Genomic DNA, 16,060 nt, shown 5'->3' with positions numbered 1-16,060 from the left:
GTTTAAAACTAGCCATTTAAAATAGACAAATAAGGGATGCTAAAAAGCATTGGAAGATTAACTCACTAGGTAAATCAGCAAGATACAAATGCACCTTAATCCTAAAAGGCATTAAAGTGCATTTGCTAACATGCATGCTTTTACTGAAGTTAACTGGGTAATTGAATCCCCATATCCCGCATACGAGCCATTTTATATCGTAAAGTTCGAGCACTGATCCCCAGTTTTTCAGCCACAAGTTTTCGGCTACCCTGACACTGGGCTAAGGTTTCTAAAATAATCACATGTTCCTGTGCTTTAAGTTCTTCACCTAACCCTTCTGGCTCAGACGCTGACACTTCAAATTCATCACTTATCAACGCACCCTGCACATCAATAATAATATCATTGGCGGTAATCACTGGACCTGTCCGTAAGATCAAGGCTCTTTGGACAATATTATCTAGCTCTCGAACGTTTCCTGGCCAGCGATGGCTAAGTAAACGCCGGCATGCTTGTTCATCTAATTCAGGTATAGCACCGATATTGAGAGCTTTTGCATGCTTAGCCAATAAATGGCGAGCAAGCGGTAAGATATCCGCAGGCCTTTGATTGAGCGCCGGCCATGTTAATGGAAATACATTGATACGGTAATAAAGATCTTCCCTAAATCCACCTGCGGCTACTACCGCTTTTAAATCACGATTTGAGGTCGCCAATACACGAACATCGAGCTTAATCGTCTTACGACCACCTAATCGTTCAACTTCACGCTCTTGTAACACCCGTAATAATTTTGCCTGTAAACCTAAATCCATTTCTGATATTTCATCGAGCAGCAAAGTCCCACCTTGCGCTTGTTCAAACTTACCAGGGCATGCTTGGTAAGCACCAGTAAATGCGCCCTTTTCATATCCGAAGAGAGTTGCTTCAAGCATATTTTCAGGAATAGCGGCACAGTTGATGGCAACAAAGGCTTGTTCGGCACGGCTGCTATGCTGATGAATATAACGAGCGAGTACTTCTTTACCCGAACCACTGGGTCCCATGATCATCACAGAAGCATCGGATGCTGCAACGCGTTGTGCTAGTGATAACAATGCAAGACTCTTCTCATCAGCAACAATGGGCTTATCAACGTTGGTTTTTAAAGGTAAATAGCGAGAAACTTGATTTAACAATACTTCTGGCGCAAAGGGTTTGGCTAAATAGTCAACTGCACCTAGTTTAATCGCGCTAACGGCACTGCCAATCGTGGCATAGGCCGTCATCAGCAATACGGGCAATTTAGGATGATGTTGCTGCAGGTAATTTAGCAAACCTAAACCGCCAATACCCTCCATCTGCACATCACTTATCACGAGATCAAATTGATGCTGTTTTAATGCAAGAATGGCATCTTCACCACAAGCCACATCAATACATTCATACTGTGCAAGTAATAAAGTATCGAGTAAGGCTTCCCTTAATGAGGCGTCGTCTTCAACTAAGAGTAACTTGGCTTCAGACATGGGTTTTCTCCAAAGGCAATACAACCGCCGATTTTGCACGAGGGAAAACTAACGAAACAGTACAGCCCTTATTCGGTAGGCAGCGAAGTTGTATTTCTCCGCCATGATTACGCACAACCGATTGCACAACGGCTAATCCAAGTCCTGTCCCTTGAGCTTTGGTGGTGAAAAAAGGTTCCATCACTTTTTGCTGCATCTTCGCATCTAACCCTTTGCCATTATCAATAACCTCTAGCATTAATTGATCCTTTGACTCTGTGGCAAGGATACGGATCTGACTCGCTCCAGCTTCGAGGCTGTTGATGACAAGGTTATTAATTGCAGAACTTAGCGCGCTTGAATTTGCCAGCAATAATCCACTTGATGTATCAGTAAAGGAAAGTTTGCAACCTTGCTGCTCTGCAATTGGATCACAGTTTCCAATCACACTGACCATCACATCATTCAGAGAAACTAACTCGCCAAGCTCATCTTGACGGCCTTTTGCCATCAACAGCATATCGTTAACTTGTCTTTCCAATTCATTAAGTCTATCAACCAATTTCTGTTGAAACTTAATCTTGGCAGAGTCTGATAATTTAGGGCTTGCTAAGTTAGAGGCATATAACAAGGCCGCAGAGAGTGGCGTACGGACTTGATGGGCCAATGTCGCCACCATCTTACCGAGTGCAGATAACCGCTGCAGATGTGAAATATTTTTTTGTAAAAGACGAGTTTCAGTCAGATCCGTTAATACGATTAACTGACCCGGCTCTGGCGTTAAAGGAGTAATGGCTAATTTGACTCGACGACCATTACGTAAAGACACTTCATGGCCATCATCTTCTTGAGGTGCAAAAGCACTATGAATCACATCAATCCAACGAGCACCACATAGAGAGTGCTCTAGCAATTCCACCGCGACGGGATTCGCGTCAGTGACAATACCATCACCATTTAAAATCACCACGCCAGAGGGCATCGCTTGTAAAATATGTTCCATTCGATTGGACATATTTGCGGCCTCACGCAGTTGGTTCCATTGTTTGCTAGTGTGCTTGAATGTCTCGATTTGCGCTAGTGGGTGGGCTGACATAGTCACTCCGTCAAAAAATTGCTTATGACGCAGTGACTGCAGGTTCTATGCCAAATTAAAAGACATTTTTAGGGATTAAAATCAATAAAATAACACTAAACACAAAATACTAATCTTTTGTCATTCCGTATTTGCGCATTTTCTCAACTAGAGTTGTACGGCGAATACCTAACATTTCAGCAGCTCGAGCAACAACATTATCCTGTAGCTCAAGCGCTTGACGTATCATGTCAATTTCAAGCTCTGCCAACAAATCTTTAAGATTGACACCTTCAGGTGGTAACTCATTTGGAAAACGAGTTTCAGGAATTTCAACCGGCTCTTCACTCGTGAAGATAGAGGCTAGCGCATCACGCTCCTGTTGCTCTTCACTCATTTCAACACAGTATTCTGGCACATCAATGTGGCGATATTTAACAGGCAGATCGTTAACATCAACCAAACCACCTGGATATAAAATGGTGAGTCGCTCAACTAAGTTAGATAACTCTCGAACGTTGCCAGACCATGCATGTTCCTTTAACGATTCTATTGCGCGTTGGGTAAAGCGCACTTTACCACGTCCCTCATTATATACACGGCTCACCAGCTCCTGTAGCAACAAAGGTACATCGTCTTTACGCTCGCTTAAGGCGGGCATTTCGATAGGGAAAACATTAAGGCGATAGTAAAGGTCCTCACGGAACTCATTACCGCTGATCATGCTCTCTAGATCCCTATGGGTAGCCGCGACGACTCGAACATCGACGTTAATCGTCTTAGTGCCACCCACTCGTTCAAAAACTCGCTCTTGCAACACACGTAGCAATTTAACTTGCATCTGTAAGGGCATATCACCGATTTCATCAAGAAACAGTGTGCCACCTTCGGCTAATTCAAAACGTCCTTTACGGGAACAAATAGCCCCTGTAAATGAACCTTTTTCATGACCAAAAAGTTCACTTTCAAGTAATTCAGGAGGAATAGCGCCACAGTTAACGGGAATAAAAGGACCATCACGACGTTCAGAAAGATAATGAATATTACGAGCAACGACCTCTTTACCCGTACCAGACTGGCCTAACACCAACACTGTTGCATCAGAGGTTGCGACCTGATTGATCAAGTGTCTTACATGAGCAATACCATCACTACGTCCAACTAAACTTCTAAAAAGCTTAGTTTGATTAGCACTTGTAGGTACTTGAGGACGTTTAACTTGGCCGTAAACTTGGCAAAAGTGCAGCAGTTCCGTTAATTGGGGATAGCTTAAGGGTTCTTCAATTTGTCCAAGCACATTGGATACTTGAAAATCACCTATCTCGCCAAACAATAATATCGGTTGCCACGCGAACTGGGTCGCAAGCAATTTTATTGCATCACTTGGCATGGTATCAGTAAAGAGAACCAAAGCACGATAACGAGTATCTTGGAGATAAGAATTTAATTTTTCGGGAGCAATAACATCTATTTGCTCACCCAAAAATTCAAATATGCAACACAGGCGACTTAAGCGCTCTGATGGGGTTCCGACAAGTAAAATTCGTTGATCTGTTTGCATCATTCAGTAGGCCGTAAAGCTCTAATATGTATTAATTTGCATTAATTATTTTATGATTAGTTGCTGTAAAAGCTTAACAAATTCAATGTAACAATCTGTGCCACCATCACTACTGTGATGAATATTGTATTATCAGCAGTCGAGAAGCAAGCTTCAGATGCGCTTTATGCCAATCTGAATTGATTTTAGTTCATTTATGCCATGATTCTAGTTACGAATGTCAATAAATTGACATTCGCCATAAAAAAAGCGCACAAAGTGCGCTTTTTTATTTGCCCTTTAACAACCTTAACCCGCGTCGGAATGGGAAGATAAATTATGTTTATCGGCAGGAATAGCATCCCAGCCTTCTTTAATGGTACGTAAAATATCGCACACATCATCTATTGCTTTCACATCATTATTCAAGTTAGCTTCTGAAATTTTGCGCAGCATGAAATCATAGAGCTCGCTTAAATTCTTTGCTATTTGCCCACCGGCATCCATGTTCAAACTATTACTTAAACCAGTAATAATACCGATAGCTTTATTAATATAAATACCTTTATTGGCCAAATCATTTTGCTCAATAGCGTAACGGCTTTGTGCCAAACGTTGCAGCGCTCCAGCAAACATTAACTGAATGATTCGATGCGGTGAAGCTACAGTGATCTCACTTTCTAACGAAACCTTACGATATGATTGCAGCGATCCTCTCATAAATACCTACCTGTTTGAATCTATTGTCTCGTAAACACTAATCTGGCGCTTATTCTTACTGCCCGCATGTAATAATGCTTGCCTGTCCGCCATGATGTGATTTGCCTTAATAGTGAACTCTTTAGTGAGGTCAAGCTGACACTGAAGATAATCAGCGTCCGTCATGCTAGCATCAGCCACTAATACATTGAGTAAAAGTTGACGCTCTCCAACGAGTACCTGCAAATTTGACACCAACTCGTCAGTTTGAGGATATTCTGCGGGGATGCGAGTTAACTGATTCAATGTGTCGCTGAGCGTTATATTAAGTTCATTAAGTTCATTAAGTTGTTTCACTAGACGTTTCCTTACTTACTAACTCTTTTTAACTGCTCCAGGAAGCGAGTTTAAACTAGCAAGTAAACCACTACTCTGCTGGTTAAGTTGTCCTACGACAAGATCCATCGCATTAAACTGCTTTGTTAAACGTGCAGTTAACTGATCCATTTTAAGGGTAAAGGCTTCTCTTTGATCTGCTAACCTACTTTGCTGATTAGTATAACTTGTCTCTCTATCTGCAATCACGCCTCGGGATTTAACATAGCTTTCAGAAACATCGTAAAACCGATTAGCTAAGCCTTTTTCTGGTGTAGCAAAGAGAGCTTCAACACTAGACATATCCTCAGAAAGCACTTTATCAAGCTTAGTATCATCAATAGATAACTTACCATATCTATCTGTTGTGATACCTATATCATACAAAGCTATAGAACCACCATCTTCGGTAGGCACTCGTTCGCTCGCAATACTACGGAGTTGTGATTCAATCGAACGGATCATCGAGTCGCCCTGCAATGCCGCTGCAGTATTTGTATCTTGATCGTAGGATGACAGCTTATCGACCGTTGTAACTAAGCTATTGTAGGCATCAACAAATGCCTTAACGTTTGTTTTAACTGCATCGTTATCTTGTTCTATTTTGAGTGAAGTGGTTTTAGTAAGATCAGCATCTGTTAACTGTAAAGTCACACCTGTAATCGCATTCTTAACTTCATTAGTTTGCGAGGTGACTTTTTGGTTATCAATATAGATCACTGCATTTTTGGCATCTTGTAATGTTGTAATATTACTGGCATCAAACATATCACTGAGCCCTGAGCCTGAAGTGTCAGTCGCAGTAATATTGATTTGATTATCCTCACCCGTTTTATTGGAACTAAACACCAATCGACTACCAGCATCACTGGTAACTACGGTTGCGGTAACACCCACATTGTCAGAAGCTTTATTGACTTTTTTGGCTATTGCATCAAGGGAATCTGTTGCGGCTATATCAACAGAGAAATTTTTTCCATTGATGTCAAAATCTAGGCTTCCTTCACCAACACCAGATGCAGGATTCGCAACATTTGCTCCTGCAATCTTATGGTTGACAGCGAGCTGTTCAACTTTAATAGCATAACTACCTGTTTGAGCTGTTTTATCAGCAGTTGCAGTTAAATATGTACTATTACTAACGGATATTTTGCGTTGATTTAAAGCCTCACCGGTTTGTAATTTTTTTACGGCATCCTGAAATGTCGTCAGTGCGCTTTTTAAGGTTCCCATAGCAGAAACCTTAGCTTTAATGCTGTCTTCTGTTTTATTAAACATTGCCTCTTTCGGTGTTTTTTCGGCATCCACTAACACTTTTACAATGTTAGCAATATCTAAGCCTGAGCCGATACCTGTCGCTGTTAATGCCATACAAACCTCTTACTCATCAACTATCACTATATTTAGTAATGTCAGTATTTTAAGCCTCTGTTTTCATCAAAAGCCCTGTCACTTCAGATAGCTTTTCAGCTAATGCTAGTGCTTCTTCACTAGGCATTTGCCTGATAACATCACCCGTATCTTTATCTAAAACAGTCACAACCGCCTGACCCGATTTTTCATCAACTTTAAACGCAAGCCCCTTACGCATCATAGACATCATATCAGACAGTTCAGTAGCAACTTGCGAAAGTTTAGCGGGATCTGGATGTTGTTCATTTTCGATATCATCTTGTACTACCGTTTGCTCAATTGCCGATACTGCGGCATTTCGCTTTAACTCGACATCCGCAGACCCCTTTAACTGCGTCTGAGCTAGTTCGACTTTATTGTGAACCATAGTCGATGAACTTGCTATATTGATATCCATAGCGATACCTCACCAAATTGAACACAGAACTTTACCTAATATAAGTATAAGACCTGTGTACTTTAAAAACTTTCTAGACCTTTAATACAGCAAAGGGAGATCCGTTGCCGAACCTCCCTATCACTGTCTCACCTCTTGCTTTCTATTACAGCAGTGATAAGGCCACTTGAGGTAATTGGTTAGCTTGGGCTAACATAGCAGAACCCGTTTGTTGCAATACTTGGTTCTTGGTCATTTGCGATGTTTCTTTCGCAAAGTCCACATCCACAATACGACTCTTAGCATCAGCAATGTTGGCCTGAGTGTTAGCACTATTACTGATGTTATAGGCTAAACGGTTTTGCTTAGCACCAAGATCCGCACGCTGACTATCAATGGTTTTAATTGCAGCATCAATCGCAGCCAGTGCAGAGGCTCGGGCAGAGCCTGTAATATCTAAACTACCAACTTTTAATGCTGATGCAGTGGTTTTTGCCACAGAAATCGTAATATCCTCACCTGTTTGGTGCCCTACTTGGAAAGTCTTACCAGCAGAGAAAGTGCCATCAAGTAATTTAGTAGTACCAAAGGCCGTATTTGTACCGATCTCAGTGATTTCTAATGCTAACTCATCGATCTCTTTTTGTATTGCATCTAAGTCATCGGTACTATTGGCACCGTTTTCTGCTTGAACGGTTAAGTCACGCATACGTTGCAGCATGTTAGTTTGTTCTTGCATCGCACCTTCAGAAATTTGGGCGATAGAGATAGCATCGTTAGCGTTACGCATACCCACATCTAAACCACGGACTTGGCTATTTAAGCGGTTAGAAATTGCTAAACCTGCCGCATCGTCCTTTGCACCGTTAATACGCAGACCACTGGATAAACGTTCCATGGAAGTGGCCAAACCGCTCGCTGAAGTATTTAAGTTTTTCTGTGCTTTTAAAGATGTTACGTTAGTGTTTACTGTAATGGCCATGATCGTTTCCTCTGTATACCTGGCTTGTTAACTTAACTTGCCTGTCTACTTAAGCCAGGCGGGTCTTAGTGGTTACAGTATATTTAACGGCAGCACCTTTTTTATCTTTAGGATTATTTTTTAAAAATATTCAATTCTATATAAAAGCAATATTTTCAATGGCATAAAAAACATATAAAAACACTTTGCCTACTATATCTCCTTTTTCTAGAAGAAAGTAGGCAAAAGCAACGTCCTGTATTGATATGTTCTGCTTAGTAAATTATCCCAGTAGTGACAGCGCAACTTGAGGCAATTGGTTAGCCTGCGCTAACATTGCAGAACCCGTTTGTTGTAATACTTGGTTTTTCGTCATTACTGATGTTTCTTTAGCAAAATCGACATCGACAATACGGCTCTTAGCATCGGCAACGTTGGCTTGAGTGTTAGCACTGTTACTGATGTTATAGGCTAAACGGTTCTGTTTGGCACCTAAGGCTGCACGTTGGTTATCAATATTTTTAATTGCCGCATCAATGGCTGCGAGGGCTGTAGAGCGGCCACCTGAAGTTGCAATCGCTAATGTACTAACCATTAAAGTCCCAGCATTATTGGTACCAACGGAAATAGTGATATCTTCACCTTCTTGGTGCCCTACTTGGAAGGTTTTTCCTGCTGAAAAATTCCCTGTCATCAGTTTAGTATTACCAAAAGCGGTACTGTCACCAATGGCAGTAATTTCTTCAGCTAATTGATCGATCTCTTTTTGTATTGCATCTAAATCATCGGTACTATTTGCACCGTTTTCAGCTTGTACAGTCAAATCACGCATACGTTGCAGCATGTTAGTCTGCTCTTGCATTGCACCTTCAGCAATCTGGGCAATAGAAATGGCATCGTTTGCATTACGCATACCCACATCTAAGCCCCGCACTTGACTATTTAAACGGTTTGAGATTGCTAAACCCGCAGCGTCATCTTTGGCGCTATTAATACGCAGACCACTCGATAAACGTTCCATAGAGGTTGCTAAACCACTACTGGATGTATTTAAATTTTTCTGTGCCTTCATCGAAGTCACGTTGGTATTAACTGTAATAGCCATAGTATTTTCCTCTTCTAAGTATCTTGCCAAGACTTCGAAGCTTGGCCATTTCCAATCTTGAAACTACCAGTGCATTTAGGCTATTACACCTAAAAATCACGATTAAATATAATCAAACAGGGAAACAGAACCCACCTTACTAAACACGCTAGAGACTGCGTTCAATGCAAGCTGCTGCTTTTCAAATTCCGTAATCGCTGACGCGTAATCAAGATCCTCAAGTAGAGAAAGAGCAGATGTATTCAACACTTGTTCCTCGATGTGAGTATCTTTGTAGCTTTCAACGGCTTTCAGATTATTTCCCGCCACACTTCTGGCAGAACTGATCTGATTGACGCCACTATCGATGTCATTCAATATCTGTGCCAACTGCGCACGACCTTGCGGAGTGTTAGCAGAATTAGGATCCTCGATTAATGCGATTGCACTACTGATAGTATCGAAAATACTGACTTCGGCCTGAGGTTCCATGGTGAAACTATCGCCAGCACTGGGTTTACCAGAGACTTTAACTTCAATGCCATTGAAACTAACGGGGGTAGTCGCATCAAAATTGGTGACGTTAGCCACTGGGTTATTGGCAGAGTCAAGCACTTGTAAATTTGTGCCACCTACGCCATTATCTGTGAAGTTAAATGTATATGTATCAGCGAGATAAGTTGATGTATCAGCAATTTTTGCCGCTTTAACACTAAATTCTCCCTGCTGACTGGCCAAATAATTGACGCTATAATCGCCAAGTCCATTTGGTGCTTTCATAAAAGCAGTATCGCCAGGTACATTAGTCCCTAGGGCTACACCCGTTTGTACTAAGCTATTTCTGACGCCAGAATCACCGCTGTAAACTATTTGGGGAGGTGTTGAGTTGTCGAAAGCAAATGGCTCTTTATCCGTGCTGTAACCAGAGAACATATAGTTGCCAGATTCATCCTTACTATTGGCAATAGACAGTAACTCTTCTAAGCTTCCTTTCATTTCATCGGCAATCATTTGCCGCTCAGAATCCGCTAGTGTGCCGTTTACCGCTCGCATAACTTGTTCACGTATGGAAGATGCCAGATTTTCGGCACTCCCCAACTTACTTTCAGTTACTGCTAATCGATTAGTCGCGTAGTCAATATTCTTCATAAATTGATCGACTAAGGCATTGCGTTGATTCAGGTTATCGATACCTAGCGCCGCAACGGGATCATCACCCGCAGTATTGACTTTTTTGCCGCTACTGAGCTGTTCGAGGATCTTGCTAGTTGCCGTTTGCTTTTGCAGTACACTCGTAATGCTTTGATTAAAGATCTGCGCGGATGATAGTCGCATGATTAAATCTCCTAACGCACTGAAGTTAATAGGGTGTCAAAAATTTGTTGTGCCGTAGTCATGATACGAGCAGAGGCTTGATAAGCCTGTTGAAAACGCATTAAATTGGCGGCTTCTTCATCTAAGTTGACGCCCGATTCGCTTTCTACTCTGGCATAGGCTTGTTGGTAAATAGCCTCTGCAGACCCTACACGCACTTCGGCCGCTTTTGTCTTACTGCCTATGTCAATTTTTGTATTTTCAAATACATCCGCTAAGGTTGACTTCCCCCCATTCATCACTTTACTTTCGCTCAACTTAGCCATAGCGACAGCATTAGAGTTATCACCCTCGGCGAAGGATAAATCGAAGGTAAATCTGTCATTGCTAGCGGCTGCAGTGCTATCAACTTCAAAGGTAAAACCAAAGGCACTAATACTTGGTGGTGTATAAGGAGCGGCGGCGCCAAGAGAGCTTCCTGACGCATCGAATGCTTCATAGGTTGGAGGCGCAGCCGTAGTATCGAGCTGAATAGTCAATTCACTGCCAGTAACGGGAAAGTTGGCGGCACTACGATTAGTAATTTGCGTCACTTTAACTTGGGTATTACCCGAGTTCGCGGTATCTGGTGTTATTTTAGGCGAAGCCGCAGCAATGCCTTTAGGATCCGTCATTTCAACGGTAATGCCGTTAGCGGCGCCCGCAGTAGGTCGAATAATAAAGCGATCACCTGAAGCCATCGCCCCTGCTTTAATATCGATTGAAAATCCAGCACCACCTTCTAAGGTCGACCCATTTAACGTCAGTGGTGTAATTACCCCTGTTTCTGTATCCCTTAGTTCATAGGAGGCCGGCGCAGTAAAAGATAACTCATATGAGCCACCCGTTAATAAGCTTGTGTCATCAATATTCACGCCTAAGGTTGCGTTACCAGTATTGTTTGAATAGCCACCAACACGACCCAATGACATCAAAGGATCATTAATATCCCTAAAGATATTCGCTCCCACTTGGCCATTTAGATCTAATCCTTGTTGCTGCATTTTGTTGAAGTTATCAGCAATCCCCAGGGCCAACTGATCAAGCTCATGGCTTGCAGGAATTAACGTTTGATCACGGTACTCAAACAACGCCCCTAATTGCCCACCTAACTTGCTCGGATCGGCAGCAACACTTTGTGAGCCAATACTTGACGTCAATTGCAATTCATTGGGAAATGGATCTCCAGTTTTAGTATCCATCGTCATGGCGATTTCACCGGAAACCAACATCACCGAACCACCTAACATAATACTTTTTGCACCATTCTCTTGAGGAATTACATTCACCTGAGCATATTGGCTTAGCTCTTGAATGAGTGCATCTTGCTTATCGAGTAACATGGCATCTTGATTTGGCGATTTCATCAGCTCGAGATTTAAATTAGCCAGCTCCTTACTAATCTCGTTGATGCGCTTAGTCATCCCCGTGATCTGGTCATTGGTTTGCGTAAGCTGGCCATTTAGACTCGATTGCATCTGATTCAAGCTACTTGCCACTTGTTTAGCATCAGTCAGGGTTGAGCTGCGAAGACCTAAATCAGCAGGTAAATCCGCTAAACTGTTTACTCCAGCAAAGAGAGAATTTAAGCTCTGCGGCACCATTTTACCGATTTGAGAAAACAGTTGATCGAGCTCACTGAGTTTGCCGTAGCTTGCTTCTGCGCCACTTAAGGTTGTTTGCCCAATGCGTAATTCTCTTGCCGCATAATCATTGTAGATACGCTTTACGTCATCAACGTAAGTCCCTGTACCATAAAAACTATTACCAAAGCGTTGCGACTCCAGCGTTGACTGAGTTGCCACTTGTCTGTGATAGCCTGCGGTATTCGCATTAGCAATGTTATTACTGGTAACCCCTAGCTGCGATTGAGAGGCAAGCACACCAGTACGTGCAATATTTAATAGGTCAATCGCCATTAGCCGACACTCCTCAGAACGAATATCCTATGAAGATTTATCATTTGTCTTCTCCTGGCAGTATCGACTTAAGCTCTTGGCTTATGGTCTGCATCACTTTAATGACTTTCTCAGCATATTTAGGATCAGTGGCATAGCCCGCATCCTTCAATGCACGAATAAATTGGGTTGGTGAAGCGGCGACTTTTGTAGCACCTTGATAACGCTCACCTTCAGCAATAAAGGTGACAAAATCATTGAAACTATGCTCAAAGTCGGTGTAAACACGAAAATCGGCTTTCTGTCTCACGGCAATACCCTGTTCAAATTCCAAGGTACTCACGTTAGCTTTATCTCCAAGCCAACGGCGATCAGCTTTAATATTGAATAAGTTGTGGCTAGGCGCACCATTACTGCCACGTACTATTTTTTGTCCCCAACCGGTTTCGAGTGCAGATTGTGCAAGTAGCACTTCTGGTTTCGTACCTAAAGCCTTAGCCGCTTTTTCAGCATGGGGATACAAGGTCGCCAAAAACTCTTCTCGGCTACCAAACTTGAGCGTTTTTTGAGTTTCTTTAAATGCCACAGTCGGCAAAATCTGGCCACTGATGACGGTCTCAATCGGCGATAATGGTTGCTCTGACCACGCAGGTTTGGGCGTATTTATCGCGAGTGAAGGTATTGGAGTGTCGATATCCAATGATGATGTCACAGCCTCGGGTCTATCGGACTCAAATGTTGGACGAGCGATATACGTTGGGATCTGTGTTGAAGAACTCACAGGTGGTGTTGAAGCATCAAGTACATCTTGGGTTGATGTATTTTGTGCAGGAGCTGTGAATGCTTTATCACCTCGCTGTAGTTTTTCACCACCATCATTACGTAATACTGAGGCTGGTGTAAGCTGGCTAGATTCAGGCGAGAGCTGCTGCACCATCATGTCAGCCAGTCCTAATACTCCTTTATCTGACAAATCCACAGACAATTGCTGATCACGCATTTGTTCATAGAACTTAGTGTATTGGCTATTGAGGGGACTATCCGATTCAAATACCGCATTAGCATCGCGCATGCTTTTCATCAACATTTGCACGAAAATGCCTTCAAATTGTTGGGCAACTTGTTTTAAAGTGCCCTTCTCATCTTTCTGTGCCTGAGCGCGAAGTGAATCTAAGCCTCCCAGGTCAAGAAAATGTGATGAACTTGAAAGCTTTTCCATAGTTTTCCCGACAGAAATTAGATGATGATAAGCTCACCATGCAAAGCACCTGCCACTTTTAACGCTTCTAGGATAGCAAGTACATCTGAAGGGGCCGCACCCACTAAGTTGACGGCTCTGACTAACTCGTCCAAAGTGGTTCCTGGGCTAAACATAAACATACGGCGATCGCTTTCACTGACACCTATTGTGGTGTCAGCCGTCACAACCGTTTCACCATTAGCCAATGCATTAGGTTGAGATACCTGCGTTGCTTCTGCAATAGTTACGGTTAAACCACCATGGGTTATTGCCGCGGGCAGTAATTTTACGTTTTGCCCGACAACAATCGTTCCCGTACGTGAATTAACAATCACTTTGGCTGATTCTTCTGCTGGAATAACATCCAAATTTTCGAGGGTTGCAAGAAAGGATACCCGCTGTGAGACATCTCTTGGGGCACTGACTTGTACTGATGTAGCATCTAATGGGCGCGCCATATCTGGCCCAAGTAAATCATTAATGGCATCAGCCATTCGTTGAGCGGTTGAAAAATCGGCACGGCGCAGGTTAAACGTCAAATAATCGCCACTTGAAAATGGCGTTGCCACACTACGCTCGACTATCGCACCGTTTGGAATGCGGCCTACTGTAGGCGTATTTTGAATAACTTTAGAACCATCCAAACCTTCAGCACTAAAACCACTCACCACTAAACTCCCTTGGGCAATGGCGTACACATTACCATCGACCCCTTTGAGAAACGTTTGTAATAGCGTGCCACCGCGCAAACTTTTAGCCTCACCTAAACTCGATACAGTAACGTCTAATTCTTGCCCTGGTTTTATAAACGCTGGCATATCAGCGTGCACAGCCACTACCGCTACGTTTTTGATTTTGGGTCTAAAATTATCAGGTAAATTGATCCCGAAATTTTTTAGCATCGTTGTGAAGGTTTGCTCGGTGTAATTGGTTTTCTCACCAGTACCAGGCAAACCAACGACCAAACCATAACCAATTAATTGGTTACTGCGAACACCTTGAACATTGGCAATATCTTTGATTCTCTCTGCCTGACTAGGCAAAGAGAATATCAGTATGGCAAGTGCGATAATCCGTTTAAATCTCATGATTTGACTCCTCAGAAAGGCCACCAATCGCTCATAAAGAACTGGCTCAACCAACCGACTTTTTGAGCATCTGCAAAGGTGCCTGTGCCACTGTATTGGATACGGGCATTAGCCATACGTGTTGAATCTATTGTGTTATCAGGCTTGATGTCCTGTGAACGGACAATACCTGTAACGCGAATAAACTCATCACCATTATTGATAGAAATCCACTTCTCACCACGTACCACTAAGTTACCGTTATTAAGTACTTGCATGATATTGGCGGAGATACTGCCATCAAGACTGTTACTTTGATCTGCATCGGACTCGCGCTTAGTATTCATACTGTCTTTGTAGCGCAAATCTAAAGGCACGCCGGCGACAGAGATATTGCTTCCAGCGGCATAGATAGGATCTAAACTCATATCAGATCCTTTTTTGATCTGATTGCCCGCACTCTTTTTCGCCTGAGTCGCTTCCTTTAAGACGATAGTGATAATGTCACCCACTTTGTGGGCTCGAATATCAGAATACAAACTCGCCGCTTGACTATCCTGATAAATAGAGCCCGTTGCGGCAATTTTTGTCGGGGGAGCTTCTGGATAAACGGGTGCATAAAAAGGATCGTCAGCAATCGGCTTTTTTTGTGTCGAGCTACACGCACTCAGCAGAAGGGCTGCGGCCAATATGAAATATCTAGCCATGATATGTGCCTCTATAGGTTCTGATTCACATACGCCAACATTTGATCTACCGCTGAAATCACTTTGGAGTTCATTTCGTAGATACGCTGGCTTTCAATAAGATTAACAAGCTCTTCGGTCACATTGACGTTGGAGGTTTCTAGTGCTCCCTGCCGAATAGCCCCCATCCCATCCAATGAAGCAGTGCCTTGAATAGGCGTACCGCTCGCCCCGGTTTCTGTATATAGGTTTTGGCCCATAGGATCGAGACCTGATGGGTTAATAAAATCCGTCATACTGAGCTGACCAACCACTTGGTTTTCGGCGGCTCCTGCCGTTTTTACTGACACTTCACCTTCTGCAGAAACGGTAATACTGGTTGCATCTTCGGGAATCGTAATCGCAGGTTGCAGAACATAACCTGATCCCGGCGTTACAATTTGCCCTGTATCATCTAATGTAAATTGACCATTACGGGTATAGGCAGTGGTACCGTCGGGGAGCTGTACCTCAAAAAAACCAGGTCCCTCAATCATCAAATCCAATGAGTTATCCGTTGTTAACATATTGCCTTGGGTAAACATTTTTTGTGTGGCGACCACTTTTGTACCCGCACCAATGTTTAATCCATTGGGTAACTTAGTGTTTGATGCACTAATCCCTCCCGCTTGGTTAACAGTTTGATATAACAAATCTTCAAATACCGCTCGACTCTTCTTGTAACCAACAGTACTGGCGTTGGCAACGTTGTTTGAGATCACCGCAATATCTGTTTGCTGCGCGTCTAAGCCAGTTTTACTAATCCATAACGCCGGATGCATAAT

Annotated in this window: 15 protein-coding genes; all 15 read right to left on the bottom strand. The window is 42.8% G+C overall.

The genetic code is table 11. From position 1 onward, the window contains the following. Positions 1 to 149: 149 nt before the first annotated feature. Positions 150 to 1,490, bottom strand: coding sequence for a sigma-54-dependent transcriptional regulator (locus SPUTW3181_RS07390; RefSeq protein ID WP_011788770.1), 1,341 nt, complete (start codon positions 1,488 to 1,490; stop codon positions 150 to 152). After that, positions 1,483 to 2,565, bottom strand: a complete 1,083-nt coding sequence (locus SPUTW3181_RS07385; RefSeq protein WP_011788769.1) for a sensor histidine kinase — start codon at positions 2,563 to 2,565, stop codon at positions 1,483 to 1,485. Before SPUTW3181_RS07385 ends, SPUTW3181_RS07390 begins: the two co-directional genes overlap by 8 nt. Before the next feature lie 109 nt (positions 2,566 to 2,674). Beyond that, entirely contained in the window at positions 2,675 to 4,108 is a 1,434-nt protein-coding gene (locus SPUTW3181_RS07380; RefSeq protein ID WP_011788768.1) for a sigma-54 dependent transcriptional regulator, read from the bottom strand. Positions 4,109 to 4,393: 285 nt separating this feature from the next. Further along, positions 4,394 to 4,804 (bottom strand): flagellar export chaperone FliS, encoded by a 411-nt coding sequence (gene fliS / locus SPUTW3181_RS07375; protein WP_011788767.1) that lies wholly within the window; start codon positions 4,802 to 4,804, stop codon positions 4,394 to 4,396. 6 nt (positions 4,805 to 4,810) lie between these two features. Beyond that, complete coding sequence (locus tag SPUTW3181_RS07370; protein WP_011716410.1) at positions 4,811 to 5,140, bottom strand: hypothetical protein; 330 nt, start codon at positions 5,138 to 5,140, stop codon at positions 4,811 to 4,813. A gap of 18 nt (positions 5,141 to 5,158) precedes the next feature. Continuing rightward, positions 5,159 to 6,529, bottom strand: a complete 1,371-nt coding sequence (fliD, locus tag SPUTW3181_RS07365) for a flagellar filament capping protein FliD (protein WP_011788766.1) — start codon at positions 6,527 to 6,529, stop codon at positions 5,159 to 5,161. A gap of 49 nt (positions 6,530 to 6,578) precedes the next feature. Further along, positions 6,579 to 6,968, bottom strand: a complete 390-nt coding sequence (locus SPUTW3181_RS07360; RefSeq protein WP_011788765.1) for a flagellar protein FlaG — start codon at positions 6,966 to 6,968, stop codon at positions 6,579 to 6,581. A 145-nt stretch (positions 6,969 to 7,113) separates the two neighbouring features. Then, positions 7,114 to 7,929: a flagellin gene (locus SPUTW3181_RS07355; RefSeq protein WP_011788764.1), complete on the bottom strand. Its 816-nt coding sequence runs from the start codon at positions 7,927 to 7,929 to the stop codon at positions 7,114 to 7,116. Positions 7,930 to 8,191: 262 nt separating this feature from the next. Further along, positions 8,192 to 9,013 (bottom strand): flagellin, encoded by an 822-nt coding sequence (locus SPUTW3181_RS07350; protein WP_011788763.1) that lies wholly within the window; start codon positions 9,011 to 9,013, stop codon positions 8,192 to 8,194. Positions 9,014 to 9,115: 102 nt separating this feature from the next. Further along, complete coding sequence (gene flgL / locus SPUTW3181_RS07345) at positions 9,116 to 10,327, bottom strand: flagellar hook-associated protein FlgL (protein ID WP_011788762.1); 1,212 nt, start codon at positions 10,325 to 10,327, stop codon at positions 9,116 to 9,118. 11 nt (positions 10,328 to 10,338) lie between these two features. Next, on the bottom strand, positions 10,339 to 12,264 hold the full coding sequence (gene flgK / locus SPUTW3181_RS07340; RefSeq protein ID WP_011788761.1) for a flagellar hook-associated protein FlgK: 1,926 nt from the start codon (positions 12,262 to 12,264) through the stop codon (positions 10,339 to 10,341). Positions 12,265 to 12,304: 40 nt separating this feature from the next. Next, positions 12,305 to 13,462 (bottom strand): flagellar assembly peptidoglycan hydrolase FlgJ, encoded by a 1,158-nt coding sequence (locus SPUTW3181_RS07335; RefSeq protein ID WP_011788760.1) that lies wholly within the window; start codon positions 13,460 to 13,462, stop codon positions 12,305 to 12,307. Positions 13,463 to 13,479: 17 nt separating this feature from the next. Then, positions 13,480 to 14,571 (bottom strand): flagellar basal body P-ring protein FlgI, encoded by a 1,092-nt coding sequence (locus SPUTW3181_RS07330; RefSeq protein WP_011788759.1) that lies wholly within the window; start codon positions 14,569 to 14,571, stop codon positions 13,480 to 13,482. An 11-nt stretch (positions 14,572 to 14,582) separates the two neighbouring features. Continuing rightward, positions 14,583 to 15,257 carry a flagellar basal body L-ring protein FlgH gene (gene flgH / locus SPUTW3181_RS07325; protein WP_011788758.1) on the bottom strand — a complete coding sequence of 225 codons (675 nt, stop codon included), beginning with the start codon at positions 15,255 to 15,257 and terminating at the stop codon, positions 14,583 to 14,585. A gap of 11 nt (positions 15,258 to 15,268) precedes the next feature. Next, on the bottom strand, positions 15,269 to 16,057 hold the full coding sequence (flgG, locus tag SPUTW3181_RS07320) for a flagellar basal-body rod protein FlgG (RefSeq protein ID WP_011788757.1): 789 nt from the start codon (positions 16,055 to 16,057) through the stop codon (positions 15,269 to 15,271). Positions 16,058 to 16,060 lie beyond the last annotated feature (3 nt).

It is taken from the genome of Shewanella sp. W3-18-1 (assembly GCF_000015185.1).
Taxonomy (GTDB): domain Bacteria; phylum Pseudomonadota; class Gammaproteobacteria; order Enterobacterales; family Shewanellaceae; genus Shewanella; species Shewanella putrefaciens.
This window is presented reverse-complemented; position numbering and strand designations above follow the sequence as displayed.